Source organism: Sagittula sp., from assembly GCF_052825245.1.
In genome coordinates, this window is record NZ_JBRBWD010000025.1 from 44,745 (window position 1) to 66,495 (window position 21,751).

22 protein-coding genes are annotated in these 21,751 nt (G+C 65.7%); 16 read left to right on the forward strand and 6 right to left on the reverse strand.

Features of this window, described 5'->3' with window-relative positions:
* Nucleotides 1–150: 150 nt before the first annotated feature.
* Entirely contained in the window at nt 151–1,113 is a 963-nt protein-coding gene (mdh, locus tag ACU0DV_RS08460; RefSeq protein WP_100927645.1) for a malate dehydrogenase, read from the forward strand.
* Nucleotides 1,114–1,172: 59 nt separating this feature from the next.
* Here the strand turns inward: mdh and ACU0DV_RS08465 are convergent, their stop codons facing one another.
* Nucleotides 1,173–2,084 (reverse strand): hypothetical protein, encoded by a 912-nt coding sequence (locus ACU0DV_RS08465; RefSeq protein ID WP_446241321.1) that lies wholly within the window; start codon nt 2,082–2,084, stop codon nt 1,173–1,175.
* Nucleotides 2,085–2,330: 246 nt separating this feature from the next.
* On the opposite strand from ACU0DV_RS08465, the gene sucC reads away from it, so the two are divergent.
* From sucC to lpdA, 14 genes are all read left to right on the forward strand, one after another.
* The gene (gene sucC / locus ACU0DV_RS08470) at nt 2,331–3,524 is read left to right on the forward strand and encodes an ADP-forming succinate--CoA ligase subunit beta (RefSeq protein ID WP_100927647.1); all 1,194 of its coding nucleotides are present in this window, start codon (nt 2,331–2,333) and stop codon (nt 3,522–3,524) included.
* A 191-nt stretch (nt 3,525–3,715) separates the two neighbouring features.
* Nucleotides 3,716–4,078, forward strand: a complete 363-nt coding sequence (locus ACU0DV_RS08475; protein WP_446241322.1) for a hypothetical protein — start codon at nt 3,716–3,718, stop codon at nt 4,076–4,078.
* Between the two features lie 157 nt (nt 4,079–4,235).
* Entirely contained in the window at nt 4,236–5,123 is an 888-nt protein-coding gene (gene sucD, locus ACU0DV_RS08480) for a succinate--CoA ligase subunit alpha (protein WP_100927649.1), read from the forward strand.
* Nucleotides 5,124–5,479: 356 nt separating this feature from the next.
* Complete coding sequence (locus tag ACU0DV_RS08485; protein ID WP_446241323.1) at nt 5,480–5,944, forward strand: hypothetical protein; 465 nt, start codon at nt 5,480–5,482, stop codon at nt 5,942–5,944.
* Nucleotides 5,941–6,618, forward strand: coding sequence for a hypothetical protein (locus tag ACU0DV_RS08490; RefSeq protein ID WP_370287161.1), 678 nt, complete (start codon nt 5,941–5,943; stop codon nt 6,616–6,618). The genes ACU0DV_RS08485 and ACU0DV_RS08490 overlap by 4 nt, the downstream gene beginning before the upstream one ends.
* A 106-nt stretch (nt 6,619–6,724) precedes the next feature.
* Nucleotides 6,725–9,691 (forward strand): 2-oxoglutarate dehydrogenase E1 component, encoded by a 2,967-nt coding sequence (locus ACU0DV_RS08495; protein WP_370287160.1) that lies wholly within the window; start codon nt 6,725–6,727, stop codon nt 9,689–9,691.
* A 46-nt stretch (nt 9,692–9,737) separates the two neighbouring features.
* Complete coding sequence (gene odhB / locus ACU0DV_RS08500) at nt 9,738–11,270, forward strand: 2-oxoglutarate dehydrogenase complex dihydrolipoyllysine-residue succinyltransferase (RefSeq protein ID WP_446241324.1); 1,533 nt, start codon at nt 9,738–9,740, stop codon at nt 11,268–11,270.
* A 76-nt stretch (nt 11,271–11,346) separates the two neighbouring features.
* Complete coding sequence (locus ACU0DV_RS08505; protein ID WP_446241325.1) at nt 11,347–11,865, forward strand: hypothetical protein; 519 nt, start codon at nt 11,347–11,349, stop codon at nt 11,863–11,865.
* The gene (locus ACU0DV_RS08510; RefSeq protein WP_446241326.1) at nt 11,862–12,401 is read left to right on the forward strand and encodes a hypothetical protein; all 540 of its coding nucleotides are present in this window, start codon (nt 11,862–11,864) and stop codon (nt 12,399–12,401) included. Before ACU0DV_RS08505 ends, ACU0DV_RS08510 begins: the two co-directional genes overlap by 4 nt.
* Nucleotides 12,398–12,631, forward strand: a complete 234-nt coding sequence (locus ACU0DV_RS08515) for a hypothetical protein (protein ID WP_100927656.1) — start codon at nt 12,398–12,400, stop codon at nt 12,629–12,631. Before ACU0DV_RS08510 ends, ACU0DV_RS08515 begins: the two co-directional genes overlap by 4 nt.
* Before the next feature lies 1 nt (nt 12,632).
* A complete protein-coding gene (locus ACU0DV_RS08520; protein ID WP_446241327.1) occupies nt 12,633–13,607 on the forward strand; it encodes a glycosyltransferase family 2 protein in 975 nt (324 codons plus the stop codon).
* Nucleotides 13,608–13,703: 96 nt separating this feature from the next.
* A complete protein-coding gene (locus tag ACU0DV_RS08525; RefSeq protein ID WP_446241328.1) occupies nt 13,704–14,093 on the forward strand; it encodes an MAPEG family protein in 390 nt (129 codons plus the stop codon).
* Entirely contained in the window at nt 14,090–14,479 is a 390-nt protein-coding gene (locus tag ACU0DV_RS08530) for an MAPEG family protein (protein ID WP_100927659.1), read from the forward strand. Before ACU0DV_RS08525 ends, ACU0DV_RS08530 begins: the two co-directional genes overlap by 4 nt.
* Nucleotides 14,480–14,585: 106 nt before the next feature.
* A complete protein-coding gene (gene lpdA, locus ACU0DV_RS08535; protein WP_446241329.1) occupies nt 14,586–15,986 on the forward strand; it encodes a dihydrolipoyl dehydrogenase in 1,401 nt (466 codons plus the stop codon).
* 228 nt (nt 15,987–16,214) lie between these two features.
* Here lpdA and ACU0DV_RS08540 read toward each other — a convergent pair whose 3' ends face one another.
* The 4 genes from ACU0DV_RS08540 to ACU0DV_RS08555 are packed head-to-tail and all read right to left on the reverse strand — an operon-like array spanning nt 16,215 to nt 19,123.
* Nucleotides 16,215–16,817, reverse strand: a complete 603-nt coding sequence (locus ACU0DV_RS08540; protein WP_446241330.1) for a pyridoxamine 5'-phosphate oxidase family protein — start codon at nt 16,815–16,817, stop codon at nt 16,215–16,217.
* 4 nt (nt 16,818–16,821) lie between these two features.
* Nucleotides 16,822–17,496 (reverse strand): lysophospholipid acyltransferase family protein, encoded by a 675-nt coding sequence (locus ACU0DV_RS08545; protein ID WP_100930833.1) that lies wholly within the window; start codon nt 17,494–17,496, stop codon nt 16,822–16,824.
* Nucleotides 17,497–17,543: 47 nt separating this feature from the next.
* A complete protein-coding gene (locus tag ACU0DV_RS08550) occupies nt 17,544–18,416 on the reverse strand; it encodes a cell division protein FtsX (protein WP_198521877.1) in 873 nt (290 codons plus the stop codon).
* Nucleotides 18,417–18,445: 29 nt separating this feature from the next.
* Complete coding sequence (locus ACU0DV_RS08555) at nt 18,446–19,123, reverse strand: cell division ATP-binding protein FtsE (protein ID WP_100927663.1); 678 nt, start codon at nt 19,121–19,123, stop codon at nt 18,446–18,448.
* Nucleotides 19,124–19,285: 162 nt separating this feature from the next.
* Here ACU0DV_RS08555 and ACU0DV_RS08560 point away from each other — a divergent pair, with 162 nt between their 5' ends.
* Nucleotides 19,286–20,323 (forward strand): zinc-ribbon domain-containing protein, encoded by a 1,038-nt coding sequence (locus ACU0DV_RS08560; protein WP_446241331.1) that lies wholly within the window; start codon nt 19,286–19,288, stop codon nt 20,321–20,323.
* A gap of 159 nt (nt 20,324–20,482) precedes the next feature.
* Here ACU0DV_RS08560 and ACU0DV_RS08565 read toward each other — a convergent pair whose 3' ends face one another.
* Nucleotides 20,483–21,748, reverse strand: coding sequence for an ABC transporter permease subunit (locus ACU0DV_RS08565; protein WP_446241332.1), 1,266 nt, complete (start codon nt 21,746–21,748; stop codon nt 20,483–20,485).
* Nucleotides 21,749–21,751 lie beyond the last annotated feature (3 nt).

The following is a 21,751-nucleotide window of genomic DNA, read 5'->3' on the forward strand; positions in this document are numbered from 1 at the left end:
CTCTAAAACGCCGCGCAAACCGGGCTTTATCCCAGCCATCCCCGGTTTGATAGCCCTAACGGCGCCTCGCTGCAGCGCCGCACTCTTGCGTTGCGCCAGCAAGCGGCGTAGGCAACTTGCCAAATTCAAGCAGGACCGGAGATCAAATCCATGGCCAGACCCAAGATCGCCCTGATCGGCGCGGGACAGATCGGTGGCACTCTTGCCCACCTCGCTGCAATGAAGGAACTGGGCGACGTCGTCCTCTTCGACATCGCCGAAGGCATCCCCGAGGGCAAATCCCTCGACATCGCCGAATCCGGGCCGTCCGAGGGTTTCGACGCGAAGCTGAAGGGCACGCAGGACTACGCCGACATCGCCGGCGCCGACGTCTGCATCGTGACCGCCGGTGTGCCGCGCAAGCCGGGCATGTCGCGCGACGACCTTCTGGGCATCAACCTGAAAGTCATGAAGTCCGTGGGCGAGGGCATCCGCGACAACGCACCGGACGCCTTCGTGATTTGCATCACCAACCCGCTCGACGCGATGGTCTGGGCGCTGCAGAAGTTCTCCGGCCTACCGGCGAACAAGGTCTGCGGCATGGCGGGCGTGCTCGACTCCGCGCGCTTCCGCCACTTCCTTTCGCTGGAATTCGGCGTGTCCATGAAGGACGTCACCGCCTTCGTTCTGGGCGGCCACGGCGACACCATGGTGCCGTCGGTTCGTTACTCGACCGTGGGTGGCATTCCGCTGCCCGACCTGATCGAGATGGGCTGGACCACGCAGGAGAAGATGGACGCCATCGTCCAGCGCACCCGTGACGGCGGCGCCGAAATCGTCGGCCTGCTGAAGACCGGCTCCGCCTACTATGCACCGGCGACCTCTGCCATCGAGATGGCCGAAGCCTACCTCAAGGACCAGAAGCGCGTCCTGCCCTGTGCCGCCTACTGCGACGGCGACCTGGGCGTGAAGGACATGTACGTGGGCGTGCCCACCGTGATCGGCGCCGGCGGCATCGAGAAGGTGGTGAACATCAAGCTCAACAAGGAAGAGCAGGAAATGTTCGACACCTCCGTGAAGGCCGTTCAGGGCCTCGTCGAGGCGTGCAAGGGCATCGACAGCTCGCTCGCCTGACAGTTCAGACGCAAGTCGTCATTCGATGCCGGTCCCTGCAGGGGGCCGGCATTTTCGTGTCAGGGGTCGACGTTTTTCACATGCGCGTAGCCGGCTCCGGTCCACCGCCAAAGGCCGAACGGCATGTCCACACCGCGCACCTGCTGCATCCACAGGTCCGGCCAGCCGTCCGTCGTGTTCGCGGTGTCCGCCCAAATAATCGTGCCGACCTGCTGCGCGATCTGCCAGGCGGCGCCGTCCTCGACGATCGCCAGTGTCACTGCAGACCCGGACGGGCCGTAAAGCTCGGTGGACGGGCCGGTCTCGATGGCAAGGAGCGCGGTGCCCTCACTCACCGGCAAGCGTGTCACGGACAGAATGCCGTCCGGCCCGATGACCTCCAGCTGATCGGCGAGCAGGACGGCAGCCCGCGACAGGTCCTCCGAAGACGCCTCGCCACCGAACATCGGCACGAAGCGGTCGGAAGGCTGACCCGGCACGGGACGATCCTCCTCCGCCTTGTCTTGGCCGCTGTCCCGACAGAGGCTCTCCGCCTGTGCCAGCGCCCTCGACGAGCCTTTGAGCGGCAGCGGGAAGGACGCGATCCGTCCCCTGTCCAACCCGACGGTCGCCAGGACCCCGCGGCCAAGCGCCTCAACCAAGTCATCGTCACGGCGCGCAACAAACCCCGTCGACGCGACCGCTCCGGAGATCGTCATGTCCAGGCTGTAGGTGCCCCCGCCAATCTCAAGCGAAACGCCCAGGTCCCCGTCTTCCGGCATTTCGGGCAGGGACATCGCCCATCCGAGGCCGTCCCCGTCGCACCTCAGGACCAGACAGGCCTGAGCCCCGCCGATGGTCGTGCAGCCCTGCGCGCCCTGCCCCATGCCGTCCCGTTCGCCAAGCACGCTCCAGTCTGCGAGCGCCTCCGACGCGGGCAAGATGCCCAGGCCGATGGCAGCCACCACCGCATGACAAAACGACGAAGCCATAGCTCTGCCCACTCCCGATAAATCGCAGGCAGCCTAGGCCGCCCATGCCATCGGGACAAGATAGCGCTTGATTCCTTGACAAACGCTAACACCGCAGATGCTTGTGATCACACTTTTCGGGGCTGTGATCACAGATGTCGGAAAGTAACGCCTTTTTCACGTACATTGGCATTTTTTGTTTAACCCCACCCGCAATGCGTGCCTATACCCGAAGCAAATCGCAGCAAGCACGGGGATCACGGACCCATGAATATCCACGAATATCAGGCCAAGGCACTTCTGCGCAGCTACGGTGCTCCGGTATCGGACGGCCGCATCGTCCTGAGGGCCGAAGAGGCGAAGACCGCGGCAGGTGCACTGGATGGCCCACTCTGGGTGGTCAAGGCGCAGATCCACGCCGGCGGCCGCGGCAAGGGCTCCTTCAAGGAGGCCGACGCGGGCGAAAAGGGCGGCGTGCGCCTCGCCAAGAGCGTGGAAGAAGCCGCGGAAGAAGCCAAGAAGATGCTGGGCAAGACGCTCGTCACCCACCAGACCGGCCCCGCCGGCAAGCAGGTGAACCGCATCTACATCGAGGACGGCTCCGACATCGAGCGCGAACTCTACCTTGCCCTGCTCGTGGATCGCCAGACCTCGCGCATCTCCTTCGTCTGCTCCACCGAGGGCGGGATGGACATCGAGGAAGTGGCCGCAAGCACCCCGGAAAAGATCCTGTCGTTCTCCGTCGATCCGGCCACCGGCTACCAGCCGTTCCACGGCCGCCGCATCGCGTTTGCGCTGGGTCTGGACAAGGCCGGTCAGAAGCATTGCGTGAAGCTGATGGGCATCCTCTACAAGGCCTTCGTCGAGAAGGACATGGAGATGCTGGAGATCAACCCGCTGATCGTCCTGAAGGACGGCACGCTGAAAGTGCTGGACGCCAAGCTGGGCTTCGACGGCAACGCCATGTACCGCCAGCCGGAAGTGGCCGAACTGCGTGACGAGACCGAAGAGGACTCGAAGGAACTCCAGGCCTCCAAGTACGACCTGAACTACATCGCGTTGGATGGCGAGATCGGCTGCATGGTGAACGGCGCAGGCCTCGCCATGGCGACCATGGACATCATCAAGCTCTACGGTGCCGAGCCTGCCAACTTCCTCGACGTGGGCGGCGGCGCGACCAAGGAGAAGGTGACCGAGGCGTTTAAGATCATCACCTCCGATCCGAACGTGAAGGGCATCCTCGTCAACATCTTCGGCGGCATCATGCGCTGCGACATCATCGCCGAGGGCGTCATCGCCGCGGTGAAGGAAGTCGGCCTGCAGGTCCCGCTGGTCGTCCGTCTCGAAGGCACGAACGTAGAGAAGGGCAAGGAGATCATCGCGACCTCCGGCCTGAACGTGATCGCCGCCGACGACCTGAAGGACGGCGCCGAGAAAATCGTGAAGGCCGTCAAGGGCTGACCTGACCGCCGGCGCCCCGTCCAGGGGACGCCGGCCCTCTCCCCTCCTTGAACCGGGACGATACATGACCCTCCCCTTCCACATGTCCGCTGCAAGACGCCGCGACCTTTGCGGCGGTCCCGGTGCCGTTGCTTCCGCCGCGGAACTCGGAACGGGCTTGGCGGGTTGTCCCTTCAATGGAGGGAACTCGGATGAACAAGATCTTACGTCATGGCGACCTGCCCGGTCGCGCGGCGCTGAAACGCATCACCAGGCCTGCCGCGAAGAACACGGATCGCTGGACTCCGCTGCTGTTCGGCGGGGCGCTGATCGGGCTCGGGGCCGTGCTGCTGAAGGTCAAGCCGCGCATCGGCCATGTGCCCAACCCGACGCCGTTCAGGGACGGGAAGACTGCCAAGCGCCGGCATATCAACGCGCGCAAGGCACGCGACACGGTGAAGGCCTTCGCGCCCACCAATGTCACCGACCAGATCGGCCGTTCGCTGGTGCTGGGCGGGGCCGCCCTGCTTCTGACACGTCTGCTGGACGAAGCCTCCGGTCGCGAGCGGCGGTAGACTTCCGCGCGCCCGGCGCACCGGCCAGCGCAATCATCATCCCGAGACGGGACCCGCGGGCATCGGCCTGCGCGGTCCCGTTTGCATGTCCGGTCCGTGGCAAGGCTGCCCGGGCCCCCGAAACCCCGTAATTCACTCCACGAAGAAAGCGTACATCATGGCCGTTCTCATCGACGAAAACACCAAAGTCATCTGCCAGGGCTTCACCGGCTCGCAGGGCACCTTCCACTCGGAACAAGCCATCGCCTACGGCACGAAGATGGTCGGCGGCGTGACGCCCGGCAAAGGCGGTCAGACCCACCTCGACCTGCCGGTCTTCGACAGCGTGCACGAAGCGAAGGCAAAGACCGAGGCGAACGCATCGGTGATCTACGTGCCGCCGCCGTTCGCCGCGGACTCGATCCTCGAAGCGATCGACGCGGAGATGGAACTGATCGTCTGCATCACCGAAGGCATCCCGGTGCTGGACATGATGAAGGTCAAGCGCGCACTGGAGAACTCCAAGTCGAAGCTGATCGGCCCGAACTGCCCTGGCGTCATCACCCCCGACGCCTGCAAGATCGGCATCATGCCGGGCCACATCCACAAGCGCGGCAAGGTGGGCGTCGTGTCCCGCTCGGGCACGCTGACCTACGAGGCCGTGAAGCAGACCACCGACGTGGGCCTCGGCCAGTCGACCTGCGTCGGCATCGGCGGCGACCCGATCAAGGGCACGGAGCACATCGACGTGCTGGAGTGGTTCCTGGCGGACGACGAGACCGAGGCGATCATCATGATCGGTGAGATCGGCGGCTCTGCCGAAGAGGACGCGGCCGCGTTCCTCGCCTCCGAAAAGAAGAAGGGCCGCTGGAAGCCGACCGCCGGTTTCATCGCGGGCCGCACCGCTCCTCCGGGACGCCGCATGGGTCACGCCGGCGCTATCGTCGCCGGCGGCAAGGGCGGTGCCGACGACAAGATCGAAGCGATGAAGTCCGCGGGCATCATCGTCGCAGACAGCCCCGCCACTCTGGGCGAGGCCGTGCTCGAGGCGATCAAGAACGGCTGAGCGGATCGGGTGCCCCGGCAGGGACACCCGGCCAACGCCGTTCGGGGAGGATGAATGCGACCGTTTCCGCGCTCTTCACTTCCCGACCGTAAGACTGGCCGCGGGCGACGCCACAGATCGCCCGGGCTGCACCTCAAGAACGAGCCCCGAGGAAAGGCGGGAGCGATGGATCGAATGGCACATCAAGGAACATGTTCCGGACGGACCGCACCGACAGCGTGCGGCCTTTGCGCATTCATGACATCGCCCCTCGCCCCGCTGCCGGGGCAGCCGGTTCCGCTTGTCCGCGCGCGCCGTGAACAGGCCGCCTCGCAGGACATCCTGTCATCAACCCATAGCCTTCGGGGAGCCGCGCGATGACCTCGCCCGACAAGCCGAAGAAAAGGACCGGATTGCGCATTATCGTGACGTTCGTCGGCTTGGTCGGTGCCTTCATGCTCTGGGACGAACTGGTGCCACGCGGCCCCGTTTCCGAAGAGATGCAGGCCCGGCTGCGCTGTGTCGCGAAATCGGTCGCCCTGCATCAGGCGCTGTTTTCCCTCGACGAGGAAGGCACCCCGCTGGAACGCGACTTCCGGGAGGAGTTCGACATGGTGTTCAACGATTTGCAGCGCTTCCAGGGCGGGCTTGTCCGCCGCGACGATCCTGAACGCCACGCCTTCCGTCCGATCATGATCGAGGAGGAAGACGCGAAGGACGCCGCGCTGGCCGAGGATCCGCAAGGTTACGTGTCCGGCACATGGGCGGAGGTGCAGGCCTGCCATGACGGGCTATTCGGGGACGACGCCACTGCCCGGCAAGGGCGGGAGGTGTTTGCATGACCCGCAGCTTCCTCTCCAAGGCGGTCCTGACCGCAGCCCTGTGCTGGGGCCCGGTCTACGTGTCCGCGCAGGAAGACGACACCGCCGCGACGCTGATCCAGTTCCAGAACGCAACCTGCGCTTCGCCGGTCGCCACGCCCCTGTCGCAGGTCGATTTCGGCGGCGACTGGCGGGAGGCACAGGATGAAGAGGCCGAGGCCCTCGTGGAGCTTCTGGCGGACTTTGCGACCCGCATCGACTTCCTCACCAACCAGCACGGCGATGCCGATCCCAAGGCCGTTCTGGCCGGTCACAGGCTGCGCTGGCAGCACGCCATCCTCGCCACCGATCCCGCGGCGCCGCAGGCCCGGATCATGCGTCACACCACCGTCGGCGCGCTGACCTCGGCGCTGTATGCCGAGCAGGCGGAGGGCGAGGCGATGCTGTCCTGCACGCTGGTCCTGCAGGGACCGTCCGAGGACCTGATCGACGGGCTGACGCTTCGTTTCGAGGTGATGCCGGTCTACGAGAACGCCGTGACGCGCCACTGGCAGGCAACGGACACGGTGACCGCTCCGGACGGCGAGTCCCGCGACGCCCTGCGCAGCCTGACCCTGCGGCTCTCGCCCGCCGACCAGTCGGTCACGCACGCCGTGCTGACCTATCGGACGGCCCTTACCAAGGGAGGGGAATGACGATGCGACAACCCTCTCTTTCAGTCACAATCCCGTCGGGGGCCTTGCCACCCTCGCTGAAACCCGGTCCCAACGAATACGGTCCCAACCCACAAGAGGTGCCCCAATGACCGACCAAAGCCCGAACGATCTTTTCCACGCTTCCAGCTTCATGCAGGGGCACAACGCGGAATATCTGGAGCAGATGTACGCCCGCTACGCCGCCGATCCGAGCGCGGTGGACGATGCCTGGGCGGCGTTCTTCAAACAATTGGGCGACGACGAAACATCGGTCCGGCGCGAAGCGGAAGGACCGTCCTGGGCGCGCGCCGACTGGCCGCCCGCCCCGGCGGACGACCTGACGGCGGCGCTGACCGGCGAATGGCCGATGCCCGCCGTCCCGGCAGAGGCGAAGGGCGCCGCAAAGAAGATCGCCGCGAAGGCGGATGAACAGGGCGTCTCCGTCTCCAACGAGGCTATTCAGCGCGCCGTGCTGGACTCGATCCGCGCGCTCATGCTGATCCGCGCCTACCGTATCCGCGGCCACCTGGCCGCCGACCTCGATCCGCTGGGCCTGCGCGACACCTCGAACCACCCGGAGCTCGATCCGAAGTCCTACGGCTTTACCGAAAGCGACATGGACCGCCCGATCTTCATCGACAACGTGCTGGGACTGCAGATCGCCTCGCTGCGCGAAATCGTGTCGATCGTGAAGCGCACCTACTGCGGCACCTTCGCGCTGCAGTACATGCACATTTCCGACCCGGAGCAGTCCTCCTGGCTGAAGGAACGGATCGAGGGTTACGGCAAGGAAATCCACTTCACCCGTGAAGGCCGCAAGGCGATCCTGAACAAGATGGTGGAGGCCGAGGGCTTCGAAAAGTTCCTTCATGTCAAGTACATGGGCACGAAGCGGTTCGGCCTCGACGGTGGTGAATCCCTGATCCCCGCGATGGAACAGATCATCAAGCGCGGCGGCAACCTCGGGCTGAAGGAAATCGTCATCGGCATGCCGCACCGCGGCCGTCTGTCGGTACTCGCGAACGTGATGAACAAGCCTTACAAGGCGATCTTCAACGAGTTCCAGGGCGGCAGCTTCAAGCCGGAGGACGTGGACGGTTCGGGCGACGTGAAATATCACCTCGGCGCCTCCTCCGACCGCGAGTTCGACGGTAACACCGTACACCTCTCGCTGACCGCCAACCCCTCGCACCTCGAGGCGGTGAACCCGGTGGTTCTGGGCAAGGTCCGCGCCAAGCAGGACCAGTTCGGCGACGTGAACCGCACGCAGGTCATGCCGATCCTGCTGCACGGCGACGCGGCCTTTGCCGGCCAGGGCGTCGTTGCCGAATGTTTCGCGCTCTCGGGCCTGCGCGGCCACCGCACCGGCGGCACGATGCACATCATCGTCAACAACCAGATCGGCTTTACCACCGCGCCGCACTTCTCGCGCTCGTCGCCCTACCCGACGGACAACGCGCTGGTGGTCGAGGCACCGATCTTCCACGTCAACGGCGATGACCCGGAGGCCGTGGTCCATGCCGCAAAGGTCGCGACCGAGTTCCGCCAGAAGTTCGGCAAGGACGTGGTCATCGACATGTTCTGCTACCGCCGGTTCGGTCACAACGAGGGCGACGAGCCCATGTTCACCAACCCGGTGATGTACAACAAGATCAAGAAGCAGAAGACCACGCTGACGCTCTACACCGAGCGGCTGGTCAAGGACGGCCTGATCCCCGAGGGCGAGATCGAGGACATGAAGGCCGCCTTCCAGGCCAAGCTGAACGAGGAGTTCGAGGCCGGCAAGGTCTACAAGCCGAACAAGGCCGACTGGCTGGACGGCCGCTGGTCGCACCTCGACAAGCAGAAAGAGGGCAAGTACCAGCGCGGCAAGACGGCAATCAAGCAGGAGACCTTCAAGGAGATCGGCACTGCGCTGACCACCGTTGCGGACGGCTTCCCGATCCACAAGACCGTGGGCCGACTGATCGAGGCACGGGCGCAGATGTTCGAAACCGGCAAGGGCTTCGACTGGGCGACGGCAGAGGCACTGGCCTTCGGCTCGCTCCAGCTTGAAGGGTATCCGGTGCGCCTCTCGGGCCAGGACTCCACCCGCGGAACGTTCAGCCAGCGCCATTCCGCCTTCGTCAACCAGGAGAACGAAGAGCGGTACTACCCCCTGAACAACATCCGCGAAGGACAGGCCCGGTTCGAGGTGATCGATTCCGCGCTGTCCGAATACGCGGTGCTGGGCTTCGAATACGGCTACTCGATGGCCGAACCGAACGCCCTGACGCTGTGGGAGGCGCAGTTCGGCGACTTCGCCAACGGCGCGCAGATCATGTTCGACCAGTTCATCTCGAGCGGTGAATCGAAGTGGCTGCGGATGTCGGGCCTCGTCTGCCTGATGCCGCACGGTTTCGAAGGCCAGGGGCCGGAGCACTCCTCCGCCCGTCTCGAACGCTTCCTGCAGCTCTGCGGCCAGGACAACTGGATCGTGGCCAACTGCTCGACGCCCGCGAACTATTTCCACATCCTGCGCCGCCAGCTGCACCGGTCGTACCGCAAGCCGCTGATGCTGATGACGCCGAAGTCGCTTCTGCGCCACAAGCTCTGCGTCTCGGAGATGGAGATGTTCACCACCGGCTCGTCCTTCCACCGCGTCCTCTGGGACGATGCGGAAACCGGGCATTCGGAAACCAAGCTGGTTTCGGACGACAAGATCAAGCGCGTCGTCATGTGTTCGGGCAAGGTCTACTACGACCTGCTGGAAGAACGCGATGCGCGCGGTCTGGACGACGTCTACCTGCTGCGGGTCGAACAGTTCTATCCGTTCCCGGCGATCAGCCTCGTGAAGGAGCTGGAACGCTTCAAGCAGGCAGAGATGATCTGGTGCCAGGAAGAGCCCAAGAACCAGGGCGCCTGGTCCTTCATCGAGCCGAACATCGAATGGGTCCTCGGCCGCATCAAGGCAGAGCATCCGCGCCCGCGCTACGTGGGCCGCGCCACCTCGGCCTCGCCCGCAACGGGCCTGGCCTCCACCCACAAGGCACAGCAAGCCGCGCTTGTCGACGAAGCGCTGACGATCGAATGAACCCACGGCCGCGAGGCGCAAGGGTATTGAAAAAGGAAGTGAAGACATGACCGAAGTACGCGTCCCCACCCTTGGGGAATCGGTGACCGAGGCCACCGTGGCCACCTGGTTCAAGAAGCCGGGCGACAGCGTTGCCGTGGACGAGATGCTGTGCGAGCTGGAAACCGACAAGGTGACGGTGGAGGTGCCCTCGCCCGCCGCCGGCACCCTCTCGGACATCGTGGCGAAGGAAGGCGACACCGTTGGCGTCGACGCGCTGCTTGCCAACATCGCGGAGTCCGGCAACGCCGGCCCCGAGGAGACCAAGCCGCGCGCGAAAGAGGCGGAGACCAGCAGCGGCAGCGCCTCCGGCGGCGGCGACAGCGTGGACGTGATGGTGCCGACGCTCGGCGAATCCGTGACCGAGGCGACCGTCTCCACCTGGTTCAAGAAGGTTGGCGACAGTGTCACGCAGGACGAGATGCTGTGCGAACTGGAAACCGACAAGGTGTCGGTCGAAGTACCCGCACCGGCCTCCGGCACGCTGACGGAAATCGTCGCCCAGGAAGGCGACACGGTCGAAGCCAACGCCAAGCTGGCGGTGATCGCTTCCGGCGAGGGTGTCTCCGCCGCGCCGAAGGCAGAGGCCGAGCCGAAGGACACGCAATACTCCACCCCGCCCGCCGGCAACGGCGGTCCGGGCAAGGACATCAAGGATGGCCCGGCAGCCGAAAAGGCCATGGCCGAGGCGAACGTCTCCCGCGATCAGGTGAAGGGCACCGGCAAGGACGGCCGCGCGACGAAGGCCGATGTGGCCGCCGCCGTGGCCGCTGCGAACGCCTCGCCGGCGGCCTCCGCTCCGGCCTCCGCGCCGCGCGCCCCTGTCGCGGCCGAGGACGAGGCGCGCGAGGAGCGGGTGAAGATGACCCGCCTGCGCCAGACCATCGCCCGCCGCCTGAAGGACGCGCAGAACACCGCCGCGATCCTGACCACCTACAACGAGGTGGACATGACCGAGGTCATGGCGCTGCGGTCGGAGTACAAGGACCTGTTCGAGAAGAAGCACGGCGTCCGTCTGGGCTTCATGTCCTTCTTCACGAAGGCCTGCTGCCACGCGCTGAAGGAAGTCCCCGAGGTCAACGCCGAGATCGACGGCACCGACATCGTCTACAAGAACTTCGTGCACATGGGCATCGCGGCGGGCACGCCGCAGGGTCTGGTGGTTCCGGTCATCCGCGATGCCGACAGCATGTCTTTTGCGGAAATCGAGAAGGCGATCAACGAGAAGGGCAAGCGCGCCCGCGACGGCAAGCTGTCCATGGCAGAGATGCAGGGCGGCACGTTCACCATCTCGAACGGCGGCGTCTACGGCTCGCTCATGTCCTCTCCGATCCTGAACCCCCCGCAGTCCGGCATCCTCGGCATGCACAAGATCCAAGACCGCCCGATGGTCATCAACGGAGAGATCAAGATCCGTCCGATGATGTACCTTGCCCTGTCCTACGATCACCGCATCGTCGACGGCAAAGGCGCCGTGACCTTCCTCGTCCGCGTGAAAGAAGCGCTGGAAGACCCGCGTCGCCTGTTGATGGACCTGTGATGGTGGGTTGAAAACCCACCCTGCGGCGGGCGCACACGGGTGCGCCTGCCAACACTGAACGGTGCGAGACGGGTCCATGGCAACGCCGGGAACAGCCGAAGACATCCACGCCGACATTGCGCGTCTTGCGCATGGTGTCGATGTCTACCGCGCGTGGCGGATCGCCATGCATCGGCAGGCTTTCGGAACTGACACGGACATGAACACCATTGTCGAACCCGGCCATGTCTTTACCGACGTTCTGGGGGATGCGCCGAACAGGTCGAGGTTACGCTTCGTCCTCGACGAACTGCGGATGTGGTATGACGTGACCGGCAACGAGCTTTCGGACATCATGCGCGGGAGCGCCGAGGCTGCCGCGGAGGTCCGGGCCTTTCTCGACCAATTTCGCGCCGAGGCGTGCTTTGGGTTTTTCGAAGCGGGCGGCATGGTCCAACGCACGGCAGAAAAGGTGCTGAAGCGCGGACGGGTCGCCACACGCGACGAATGGTACAAGCTGGCCGAGTTGGCGAACCTGACGGACCAGAAGATCCTGACGGCGGAGGAGACGGCCCGGTTGCAGGGCTTGTTGGCCGACTACGAGGCGGCGCAATGACGTCAGCTTTCACCGATGCCATCCGCCGCCGCCGCGCGTTTTCCCTGCCGGGGTACAGAACCCTTGCGGAGGAGGGTTTCGACGGCGACTACGTGTCGCCGATCCAGATGACCTCCGGCAATCTCACCGGGCCCATGCTGATCTCCAAGGACTGGCTGGATGCGCCTTCGGCCAATGCCAACCGGGCGATACTGGCGCAACAGGGCTACCTGCCGACCAACCCCTGCAACCGCGTCTTCGACAAGGTGCTGGCGCTGGTGGGGCTGACCCGTGCGGATATCTACATCACCCCGGTCTTTGCGCTTCTCACGGCGAAGCGGTCTTCGGTCATCCCGGCGCGCGACCGGAGGGCGTCGTTCGAGGCGGTTGGGCAGTATGAACTGATGGCCCGCCGGCCCATCGCGCTCGGGACGGACGCGGCCTCCGTCCTACGTATGTGCGGTATCGACCATATCGAAACCATACATCCCTCGGCACGCGGCCTCACCTTCGACGACCGCGCCCGGCGGATCGCCAAGGCACTGGAGGCCGCATGACACACCAACTTCTTCTCAGGTTCGACAGCTTCGATCCGTCCGCCTTCGACGCGGACGCGGAGGCGCGCGGACAGGCGGGCCTGACGCTGCTGCAGATGTGGCGCGAGGGCACGGGCGCGCATTGGGCGCTGTTCTCCGTCAACGACACCGACAAGGCAAAGTCGTGGCTCTCGAAAGAGACCGGGCTTGGCCATCCGCCCTCCGCCTCCCACATGCTGGAGACCGTTTGACGTGACGACCCCGGTCCGCATCGCGCTTGTGTCCTGCATGAGGAACGAAGGCATCTTCGTGCCGGAATGGCTGGCGTATCATGCGGACCTGGGTTTCGACCGGATCGCGGTGGCGACCAACGGTTGCACCGACGGCACCGATGCGCTGCTGGCGCACCTGGCCGCGCAGGGCATCGTGGACCATATCGACCACGATCCGGCGGGCCGCCCGCCGCAGGACGCCGCAATGGATCTGGTTCTGGCCTGGGCGCGAGAGGAAGGCATCACCCACATTCTGCACATCGACGCGGACGAGTTCCTGCACCTCGCCGACGGGGATCTCGCCGATCTCATGGCACGCACCGAAGGCGCGGACGTGGTACCCCTGCCATGGCGCACCTTCGGCGACAGCGGCGTGACGGACTGGACGCCGGGCGATCTCGTGCTGGAGCGGAACACCCGGGCAGAAGCCGCGCCCGAACCGGGTGTCACCAAGTTCAAGTGCCTGTTCCGCGTGGCCAGCTTTGGCCGCGCCACCGACCACAACCCGCTGGACCCGCAGGTGGCCGATCCCGTTGTGATGACGCCGGACGGCGTGCCGCTGTCCAATGCCTCGCTCTACCAGAAGAAGTCGGCCCGCTTCCGGCCGCATGAGGTTGCGGCGCGCGCGGCCTCTGCCCAAGTGTATCACTACGCGGTGCGCTCGGAGGATGTGTTCCTGCTGAAGAACGACCGCGGCGACGGGCAAGGCAAGCGGGGCGATACGAAATACCACCTGAATTCGCATTGGCACCGGCAGGCCAACCGCAACGACGCCGACGCGCCCGAGATGCTGCAACATCTGCCCGGCGTCAGGGCACGGCTGGCGGAGTGGCGCCGGGATGCAGCCTTCACCCGGCTGGAACAGGCCTGCTCCGACGCCTTCACCGCACAACGGGTCGCGGTCCTGACGGCAGACAACCGCGCCGCCTGGACGAAGGAGATGCGCCCGGCATGACCCTTTCCGGCACCACAATCCCTGTCGCGGCGCCCGCTTCAAGCGGCCCCGTGACGAGCCTCGCAAAGCCACGGGCAAAGCGAAAGGAAACACGACATGACCCCCGAACTCGCAGCTCTCGCGGCGACCGTGCTGGTGCATCTGGCCGCCGTCGTGTGGTCGCAGAAATCCTTCGAAGAGGATGTCGGCCGGGAGGGCAACCTGTCTCCGCGCGACGGGTCCATGGACCTCTCCGTCCGGACCGAGCGGCTGAAGCGCGCCCTCGGCAACCACACGGAGAACATCGGCCTCTTCGTGATCGCGGTGGTGCTCGTGCAGTTCACCGGCTCGAACAGCTGGGTCACCGCGCTTTTCGCATGGCTCTTCGTCGCCGCGCGCGCGCTTTACCTTCCGGCCTATGCGCTCGGCTGGGTGCCGTGGCGGTCCTACCTCTTCATGGCGGGATTGCTGTCCACGCTGGTCCTGATCGTGGCGGCCTTCGTATGACCCCGGAACTCACAATACTGACCCTCGCCGCGCTCCTTCAGGCCGTGCAGTTCGCGATCTTCTCCGTGGCGGCGCAGATGCAGGTCGGCACGCGTTACGCCGCCTCGCCGCGGGACGTGCCGCGTCAGCTGACCGGATTGGCGGGCCGCGCGCAGCGCGCCCTCAACAACCACTTCGAAGGGCTGATCCTCTTCTCCATCGCCGTCATGGTGGTTACCTACTCTGACATCGGCGACGCCTTCACGGCGGCTGCGGCGCTCGTGTACCTCGCGGCACGCATCCTGTACGTGCCCGCGTACCTGTTTGGCTGGACGCCCTGGCGCTCTCTAATCTGGTTCGCGGGGTTTCTTGCCACCGTTTTCATGCTGATCTGGTGCCTCCTGTGACCGATCGGCCCCGCACACCCGGCCCGGTTTCGGGCTGAACAACTCCCGGGGGGCTCCGCCGGAGCGGGGGCATCGCCTCCTCCCCCTCAGACAGAAGGAAAACGACATGTCCCAATACGACGTCATCGTCATCGGCGCCGGTCCCGGCGGCTACGTTGCCGCGATCCGCTGCGCACAGCTTGGCCTCAAGACCGCCTGCGTGGAAGGCCGCGAGACGCTGGGCGGCACCTGCCTGAACGTGGGCTGCATCCCGTCGAAGGCCCTGCTGCACGCCTCGCACCAGTTGCACGAGGCAGAGCACAACTTTGCCAAGATGGGCCTGAAGGGCAAATCGCCGTCCGTCGACTGGAAACAGATGCTGGCCTACAAGGACGACGTCATCGGCCAGAACACCAAGGGCATCGAGTTCCTGTTCAAGAAGAACAAGATCGACTGGCTGAAGGGTTGGGCCTCCATCCCCGAAAAGGGCAAGGTCAAGGTCGGCGACGAGACCTATGACGCCAAGAACATCATCATCGCGTCGGGCTCCGAAGTGGCGAGCGTTCCGGGTGCGGACGTGACCGTGGACAACGACGGCGGCGTGGTCGTGGATTCGACCGGCGCGCTGGCCCTGCCGAAGGTGCCGAAGAAGATGGTCGTCATCGGTGCGGGCGTGATCGGGCTCGAGATGGGCTCTGTCTACAAGCGTCTGGGTGCAGAGGTGCAGGTCATCGAGTTCCTCGACCACATCACCCCGGGCATGGATGCCGAGGTCCAGAAACAGTTCCAGAAGATCCTCTCCAAGCAGGGGCTTGAGTTCACCATGGGCGCCGCGGTGTCGAAGGTTGAGGCCACGAAGTCGAAGGCCAAGGTCACCTACAAGCTGCGCAAGGACGACAGCGAACATTCCGTCGATGCCGACGTGGTGCTGGTCGCGACCGGCCGCAAGCCGTTTACCGAAGGGCTGGGGCTGGACGCGCTGGGGATCGAGATGACGAAGCGCGGCCAGATCGCCGTCAACGACCACTGGAAGACGTCGGTGGACGGCATCTACGCCATCGGTGACGTGATCGAGGGACCGATGCTCGCCCACAAGGCCGAGGACGAAGGCATGGCCTGCGCCGAAGTGATCGCAGGCAAACATGGCCACGTGAACTATGGCGTGATCCCCTCGGTGATCTACACCGCACCGGAGGTCGCCATGGTCGGCGCGACGGAGGCGCAACTGAAAGAGGCGGGCAAGGCCTACAAGGTCGGCAAGTTCTCCTTCATGGGCAACGGCCGCGCGAAGGCCGTGTTCCAGGGCGAGGGCTTTGTGAAGATGCTGGTCGACAAGGAAACCGACCGCATCCTCGGCTGCCACATCATCGGTCCGGCCGCGGGCGACCTGATCCACGAGATCTGTGTCGGCATGGAGTTCGGTGCCTCCGCTGAAGACATCGCCCTGACCTGCCACGCGCACCCGACCTTCTCCGAAGCGGTGCGCGAGGCTGCCTTGGCCTGCGGCGACGGTCCGATCCACGCCTGACGGATACCCGCGCCGCCGTCCTCGCCGGGGGACGGTGAGAGAACAAGAAAGGGCGCGGTCCGAACCGCGCCCTTTTTAATATTCCGGGCCGAAGACCTGCGTCGAGGATAGGACGGTCCGGACAATCGGTACGGAACCGGTGTCCGCCTTCGCAGCTGGCTCGCGACGATCAGCACGCACCAGGGCCGGGTTGCGGCTGGCCGCCTGTCCCACCCACCCCGCGCAGGATCACCAGAGGCGGGTCTTGGCGTACTCCGGGTAGTTGCGGTCGTAATCCGCGCCGCCCTGCGCACCCTGCGACATGTCGGCCAGGATCTCGCCCACACTCGGCAGGTCGAGCGTTGCGTCACGCGGCCAGAGGCCCGACCGCATCAGCGCCTTTGCACATTGCGTGTAGACCTCAGATATCTCGATCACGATCACCGTTGCGGGCAGCCGCTCCCCCTTGGCAAAGCTTTGCCGCAGGTCCGGGTCGTCGGTCAGGAACGCCCGTCCGTTGACGCGCACGGTCGTGTGGGTGCCCGGGATCATGAAGAGCAGCGCGCAGCGCCCGTCCGATACAATGTCGCGCAGGCAGTCGAGCCGGTTGTTGCCACGCCAGTCCGGCAACAGCAGGCGGTCAGGTCCGTCCACCCGGATCACCGGGCCATCGTCGCCGCGTGGCGAGCCGTGGACACCCTCAGGCCCGACGGTGGAGAGGATGCAAAACCGCGCCGCCTCCACCCAGCGGCGATAGAGCGGCGTCAGCACCGGCGAGACCTTGACCAGGGCAGCGGGGACCGCTTCGGGATAAAGCGCCTCGAGATCCGGAATGCTCGCTATGCGGTTCATGGTCTTACTCCTCGGGTTCGAAACCGGCCTCTCGCATCAGGGCATTCGAGGCCGCTTCGATCTCCGTCTCGAGCCTGATCAGCAGGGTTTCGCGGCCGAGGCCCGGTTCGATGGCCGGCAGGAACTCCACAACCGCGAGGCCGGGCTTGCGCAGGATCCCCTTGCGCGGCCAGAACAGGCCCACGTTGGTCGCCGCGGGGACGCAGGGCTGGCCGGTCTGTTCGTAAAGCAACGCCGCGCCGACCTTGTAACCCTGCTTCACGCCGGGGGCGACGCGGGTGCCCTGCGGATAGATGATGAGCTGGCCGGGTTCCGCGGCCCCCTTCTTCACGTCTGACAGCATCCGCGCGATGGCAGCGCCCCGCTTGCCCCGGGCCACCGGCACACAGCCGATGCGACGGGCGTATTGCCCGATGACCGGCGTGTAGAGCAACTCGTGCTTCATGATGAACTTGCCCGCCGGTACGGCGCCGAAGATCAGGATGATGTCGAGGAAGGACTGGTGCTTGGCCGCGATCAGGACCTCGCCCTGAGGCACCGGGCCACGGACCTCGGTCCTGAGGCCGACCATCCAGCGCGCGGTGAAGCGGGTCCAGACGCAGAAGGACTTGCAGGCCATCCGCGCGCCGCGGCTGGAGAACAGCGCCCAAGGCAGGAAGACGATGCCGAGGACCAGCATCGCAAAGTACAATTGGAAGACGAAGATCGCCGAACGCACCCACTGGATCACGCCAGTTCCCCCAGTACGCGGCGCGCCGCCAGGTCGGTCGCGATATAGGCCACGGCGGCGGCCAGGGGCGGCACGAAAAGCGGCCAGAGCCATTGGAACCCCTCGAAGCGGAGACTGGTCAGCAACCCCTCCACGTCACCGGCGGCGGGCATCAGCACAAGCGCCAGCATCCCCAGCACCGTCCCTGCCGCGGCGCCGGTCAGCGTGCGCAGGGTGAACCGCCGGACGAAGGCCTGAGCGATGTAGTGGTCGGTGGCACCCACCAGCCGCAGGACGGCGATGACCTGTGCGTTGGCGGCCAGCGCCGCGTGGGCCGCCAGAGTCACCATGGCGCCGGTCGCCGCTCCGATCAGAAGGATCGACGTCCAGCCCAGCAGCCGTAGCCGCGAGGCCGCCGCCACCAGCGGTTTGCGCCAGCGGCTGTGTTCGTCCAGCACCGCGCCGGGTGCCTCGGCCTGCAGCCTCAGGCGCAGCCCGTCGGAATCGTAGCCGTCACCGGTCTCCAGGACCTCGACAAGCTGCGGCACCGGAAGCTGTTCCACCGGGAGCGCGGGGCCGAACCACGGTTCCAGCAATGCGCGCTGTTCGTCCGCCGTCAAAGCGCGGGCGGAGGCGACACCGGGGGTTTGTTCAAGCACCGTCAGCACCGCCGCCACCTGTTCGGCCATCTGCCCTTCGGGAGCGGAGATGCGCACCGTCGAGGCGCGCGCCAGTTCGTCGCCCCAGCTTGTCGCAAGCCGCCCGGCGGCCAGCGACAGGGCCAGCGCAAAGATCGTCAGGAAGGCCATGGCGACGGAGGTCAGCAGAGTCAGCCGCACGGTGAAGCCCGAAGGCGGCACGACGCGATCTGCCCCGCGATCGCCCTTCATCAGGCCGCGGATGCTGGCGAGCCGCGCGATCACAGGTCCGCCCCCGCGGTCTGCAAGGACCGGTTCTGGATGCGCAGGACGCGGGCCTGCACATGCGCCTTCGCGGCACGGATCAGCGCGAGGTCGTGGGTGGCGATCATCACCGTCTTACCCATCTTGTTCAGCTCGATCAGCAGGCGCAGCAGCCTTTGCGACATTTCCCAGTCGACGTTGCCGGTGGGTTCGTCCGCAAGGATCACGTCCGGGCTGAGGATCAGCGCACGCGCCAAGGCCGCGCGCTGTCGCTCCCCGCCCGACAGTTCCGGCGGGAGGGCGTCGAACTTGCCGGTCAGGCCCACCCAGCTCATGAGCTCATGGAGGTTGTCCGCCTGGCTCGGATCCGCCTGGCCCGAAACGGTCAGCGGCAGGGCGACGTTTTCCGCCACCGGCAGGTGGTCGAGGAACTGGCAGTCCTGGTGGACCACGCCGATGCGGCGGCGCATGTAGGCGATGGCGTTGCGGTCCAGCTGGGTCACGTCTTCGCCGAAGATATGGATCGTGCCCGCCGTCGGCTTCAGCGCGCCGTAACACAGTTTCAGGAAGGTCGTCTTGCCAGCGCCGGACGGGCCGGTGAGGAAGTGGAAGGTCCCCGGCGCCAGCTTCAGCGAAATGTCGGTAAGCAGCGCCTCCCCGCTATAGGAATAGGCCGCGTTTTCCAGCTCGATCACGGGTCGTCTGCCCTCACCCTCTTGTTGCCCCTGTTGTGCCAGTGCACGCCCGCTTGTGCAACGCGGCTCATTGGCCAGAAATGGACTTTTCCCCTTGTGTCATCGCACCTATGGTTAATGCAACGCCCACGAAGGGGCGATGAGAGACAGGAACGGAGCAGCATGCGGCTGATTTGCCCGAATTGCGGAGCGCAATACGATGTCCCTGCAGAGGTCATCCCCGAAAGCGGTCGCGATGTTCAGTGTTCCAACTGCGGTCACACCTGGTTCCAGCGTCATCCCGACAGGGACGCGGATCTGGCCGAGGACCTGAACCAGCCGGTGCCCGACGCCGAATGGACGCCGGAGGACGAACCGGCAGAGGCGACGTCCTCCATCCCCCCGGCAGAACGCCCCGACCTCTCGCGGAAAGCCGCCGAGCCTCAAACGTATGACGACTTCGAAGAGGATGACGCCGAGGCGGAGCCCGAACCGGTCCTACCCGCCGAGGAGGCAAAACCGCGCGGTCTGGACCCGGAAGTGGCGGAGATCTTCCGCGAGGAACGGGATTACGAGTCGCGCAGGCGCGCGGCGGAGTCGCTGGAGACGCAGCCGGACCTCGGCCTTGAGGAACCGGACGAGGACGAGCGCGCGCGCCGGTCGCGGCAGGCGCGTGAACGCATGGCCCGCATTCGCGGTGACGAAGGCGCGGCCCCGAAAACCGCCAGGCGCCCTGCCCCGCCCGTTGTTCCCGAAAGCGCACCGTACGACCGGGACGAAGGCCGCGCCACGGCAGAGGCGGCCGCGGCAGCGGCTGCCAGTTCGCGGCGCGATCTGCTGCCGAACGTGGACGAAATCAACCAGACGCTGCGCTCTACCTCGGAACCGCGCGTCATCGACTCCGCCGAACGTCGTTCCTCTGCGGTCGAGCAGAAGTCGGGCGGTTTCGGAAAGGGTTTCCTGCTGGTGATCGTTCTGGCAGCGCTTGCCATCGGCACCTACGCCAACGCCACCAAGATCTCCATGTCGGTGCCGCAGGTCGCGCCCGCGCTGGAGGCCTACGTGACGGCGGTGGACAAGGGCCGCGTGTGGCTCGACGCGCAGGTGATGCGCCTCATGACGACGCTGGACGGCATGAGCTCGGAGGCAGACACGCCGGCGACGGAGGCACCAGCAGAGCCGGAAGCCGACACCGCCACGGACGCGCCAGAAAGCAACTGATCTTCGGATTGCGGGATGGCTGACGCCCCAGAGCAAATCGTGCGCATCCGAAACAGCCTGCGCGCACGGACTGTTGAAAATCGCTTCATGCAACAAGAAAGGACCGTCGGTCGAACCGACAGCCCTTTGACGCGCTGAACCTGTCTTGCGAACGGATGCTCAGACCCGGCCCTTCCAGGGGACCAGCACCCTCTCGGCCCATCGCATCAGGATGTCGATGCCGAAGCCGATGATGCCGATCAGGATAATCCCCATGAGCACGATGTCGGTCAGCTGGAACTTCGAGGCGACCATGATCATCATCCCGGCGCCCTTCTCGGCCGCGACAAGCTCCGCCGCGACGACGGTGCCCCAGCAGACCCCCATCGCCACCCGCGCGCCGGTGAATATCTCGGGCAGGGAATTCGGGACGATGACGTGCCGCATGATCTGCCACTTCGACGCGCCCAGCGAATAGGCCGCATGCACCTTGGAGATCGCCACACCGGACACCCCCGCCCGCGCGGCGATGGCCATGATCCAGAGCGCCGCCAGGAACAAGAGAATGATCTTTCCCACCTCGCCGATGCCCGCCCAGATGATGACCAGCGGGATCAGGGCCAGCGGCGGCACGGGGCGCATGAACTCCACGATCGGGTCGAACCAGCCGCGGAACCAGTCCGACAGGCCCATGGCGTAGCCCAGGGGGATGCCCACCAGCGCCCCGAAGAGAAAGCCGAGGATCACGCGGAAGAGCGAGTAGCCCAGGTGCTCCCACAGGGTTGAATCGCGGTAGCCGTCGGAGGCGATCTCACCCAGACGGGCCACGACGGCCTCCGGTGGCGGAAGCCAGATCGGCTCCATCTGCAAGCCCTTCGCCGGTTCGAAGTTCAGCGTGCCCTTGGGCGACATGCCGACCCTGCCGAATTCCGTCATGACAGAGCCGCCCGGCTCGATGGGTTCGCCGTTTACCGCGATCACGGTATGGCCTGCGTCACGGTCCAGCTCGTCGTTGCGGTCGACGCGGATCAGGCCGGAGCGCCAGGCCCCCACGATATCGCTGTCGTTCTTCGCCCAACCTTCGCCGGGGTCGACCTCCGGCGCTTCGGCTTCGGTGCCGACCTCGAACACCCGGACGGTCACGGTGGCGTCGTCGGGTTCAACCCCTTCCGCCGTCGCGGTGTAGGTGAACGTGGCGTCGCCGATGAACGGCCCCGGGGCGTGCATGAAACCCGGCACCAGCTTCGACCCGGTGAAGGCTGCCCAAAGAAGGAAGATCACGAGGATCGAGATCACGCTGGCGATGCGGTTCGGGACCACGGCGCTTTCGTCGCCGAAGGTCACCGTCTTGAGCGAGGTGTAGTCGGTCGTCGTCTTGCGCACGATGAACTTCACCAGCACGAAGGACACGACGAAGACGACTGCGTAGATCAGGAAGACGATCATGCG

Excerpts from the sequence above, each read along its gene's own strand:
- mdh (WP_100927645.1), top strand. The coding sequence starts at position 151 with ATGGCCAGACCCAAGATCGCCCTGATCGGCGCGGGACAGATCGGTGGC.
- ACU0DV_RS08465 (WP_446241321.1), bottom strand. The coding sequence starts at position 2,084 with ATGGCTTCGTCGTTTTGTCATGCGGTGGTGGCTGCCATCGGCCTGGGC.
- sucC (WP_100927647.1), top strand. The coding sequence starts at position 2,331 with ATGAATATCCACGAATATCAGGCCAAGGCACTTCTGCGCAGCTACGGT.
- ACU0DV_RS08475 (WP_446241322.1), top strand. The coding sequence starts at position 3,716 with ATGAACAAGATCTTACGTCATGGCGACCTGCCCGGTCGCGCGGCGCTG.
- sucD (WP_100927649.1), top strand. The coding sequence starts at position 4,236 with ATGGCCGTTCTCATCGACGAAAACACCAAAGTCATCTGCCAGGGCTTC.
- ACU0DV_RS08485 (WP_446241323.1), top strand. The coding sequence starts at position 5,480 with ATGACCTCGCCCGACAAGCCGAAGAAAAGGACCGGATTGCGCATTATC.
- ACU0DV_RS08490 (WP_370287161.1), top strand. The coding sequence starts at position 5,941 with ATGACCCGCAGCTTCCTCTCCAAGGCGGTCCTGACCGCAGCCCTGTGC.
- ACU0DV_RS08495 (WP_370287160.1), top strand. The coding sequence starts at position 6,725 with ATGACCGACCAAAGCCCGAACGATCTTTTCCACGCTTCCAGCTTCATG.
- odhB (WP_446241324.1), top strand. The coding sequence starts at position 9,738 with ATGACCGAAGTACGCGTCCCCACCCTTGGGGAATCGGTGACCGAGGCC.
- ACU0DV_RS08505 (WP_446241325.1), top strand. The coding sequence starts at position 11,347 with ATGGCAACGCCGGGAACAGCCGAAGACATCCACGCCGACATTGCGCGT.
- ACU0DV_RS08510 (WP_446241326.1), top strand. The coding sequence starts at position 11,862 with ATGACGTCAGCTTTCACCGATGCCATCCGCCGCCGCCGCGCGTTTTCC.
- ACU0DV_RS08515 (WP_100927656.1), top strand. The coding sequence starts at position 12,398 with ATGACACACCAACTTCTTCTCAGGTTCGACAGCTTCGATCCGTCCGCC.
- ACU0DV_RS08525 (WP_446241328.1), top strand. The coding sequence starts at position 13,704 with ATGACCCCCGAACTCGCAGCTCTCGCGGCGACCGTGCTGGTGCATCTG.
- ACU0DV_RS08530 (WP_100927659.1), top strand. The coding sequence starts at position 14,090 with ATGACCCCGGAACTCACAATACTGACCCTCGCCGCGCTCCTTCAGGCC.
- lpdA (WP_446241329.1), top strand. The coding sequence starts at position 14,586 with ATGTCCCAATACGACGTCATCGTCATCGGCGCCGGTCCCGGCGGCTAC.
- ACU0DV_RS08540 (WP_446241330.1), bottom strand. The coding sequence starts at position 16,817 with ATGAACCGCATAGCGAGCATTCCGGATCTCGAGGCGCTTTATCCCGAA.
- ACU0DV_RS08545 (WP_100930833.1), bottom strand. The coding sequence starts at position 17,496 with ATGCTGGTCCTCGGCATCGTCTTCCTGCCTTGGGCGCTGTTCTCCAGC.
- ACU0DV_RS08550 (WP_198521877.1), bottom strand. The coding sequence starts at position 18,416 with ATGAAGGGCGATCGCGGGGCAGATCGCGTCGTGCCGCCTTCGGGCTTC.
- ACU0DV_RS08560 (WP_446241331.1), top strand. The coding sequence starts at position 19,286 with ATGCGGCTGATTTGCCCGAATTGCGGAGCGCAATACGATGTCCCTGCA.
- ACU0DV_RS08565 (WP_446241332.1), bottom strand. The coding sequence starts at position 21,748 with ATGATCGTCTTCCTGATCTACGCAGTCGTCTTCGTCGTGTCCTTCGTG.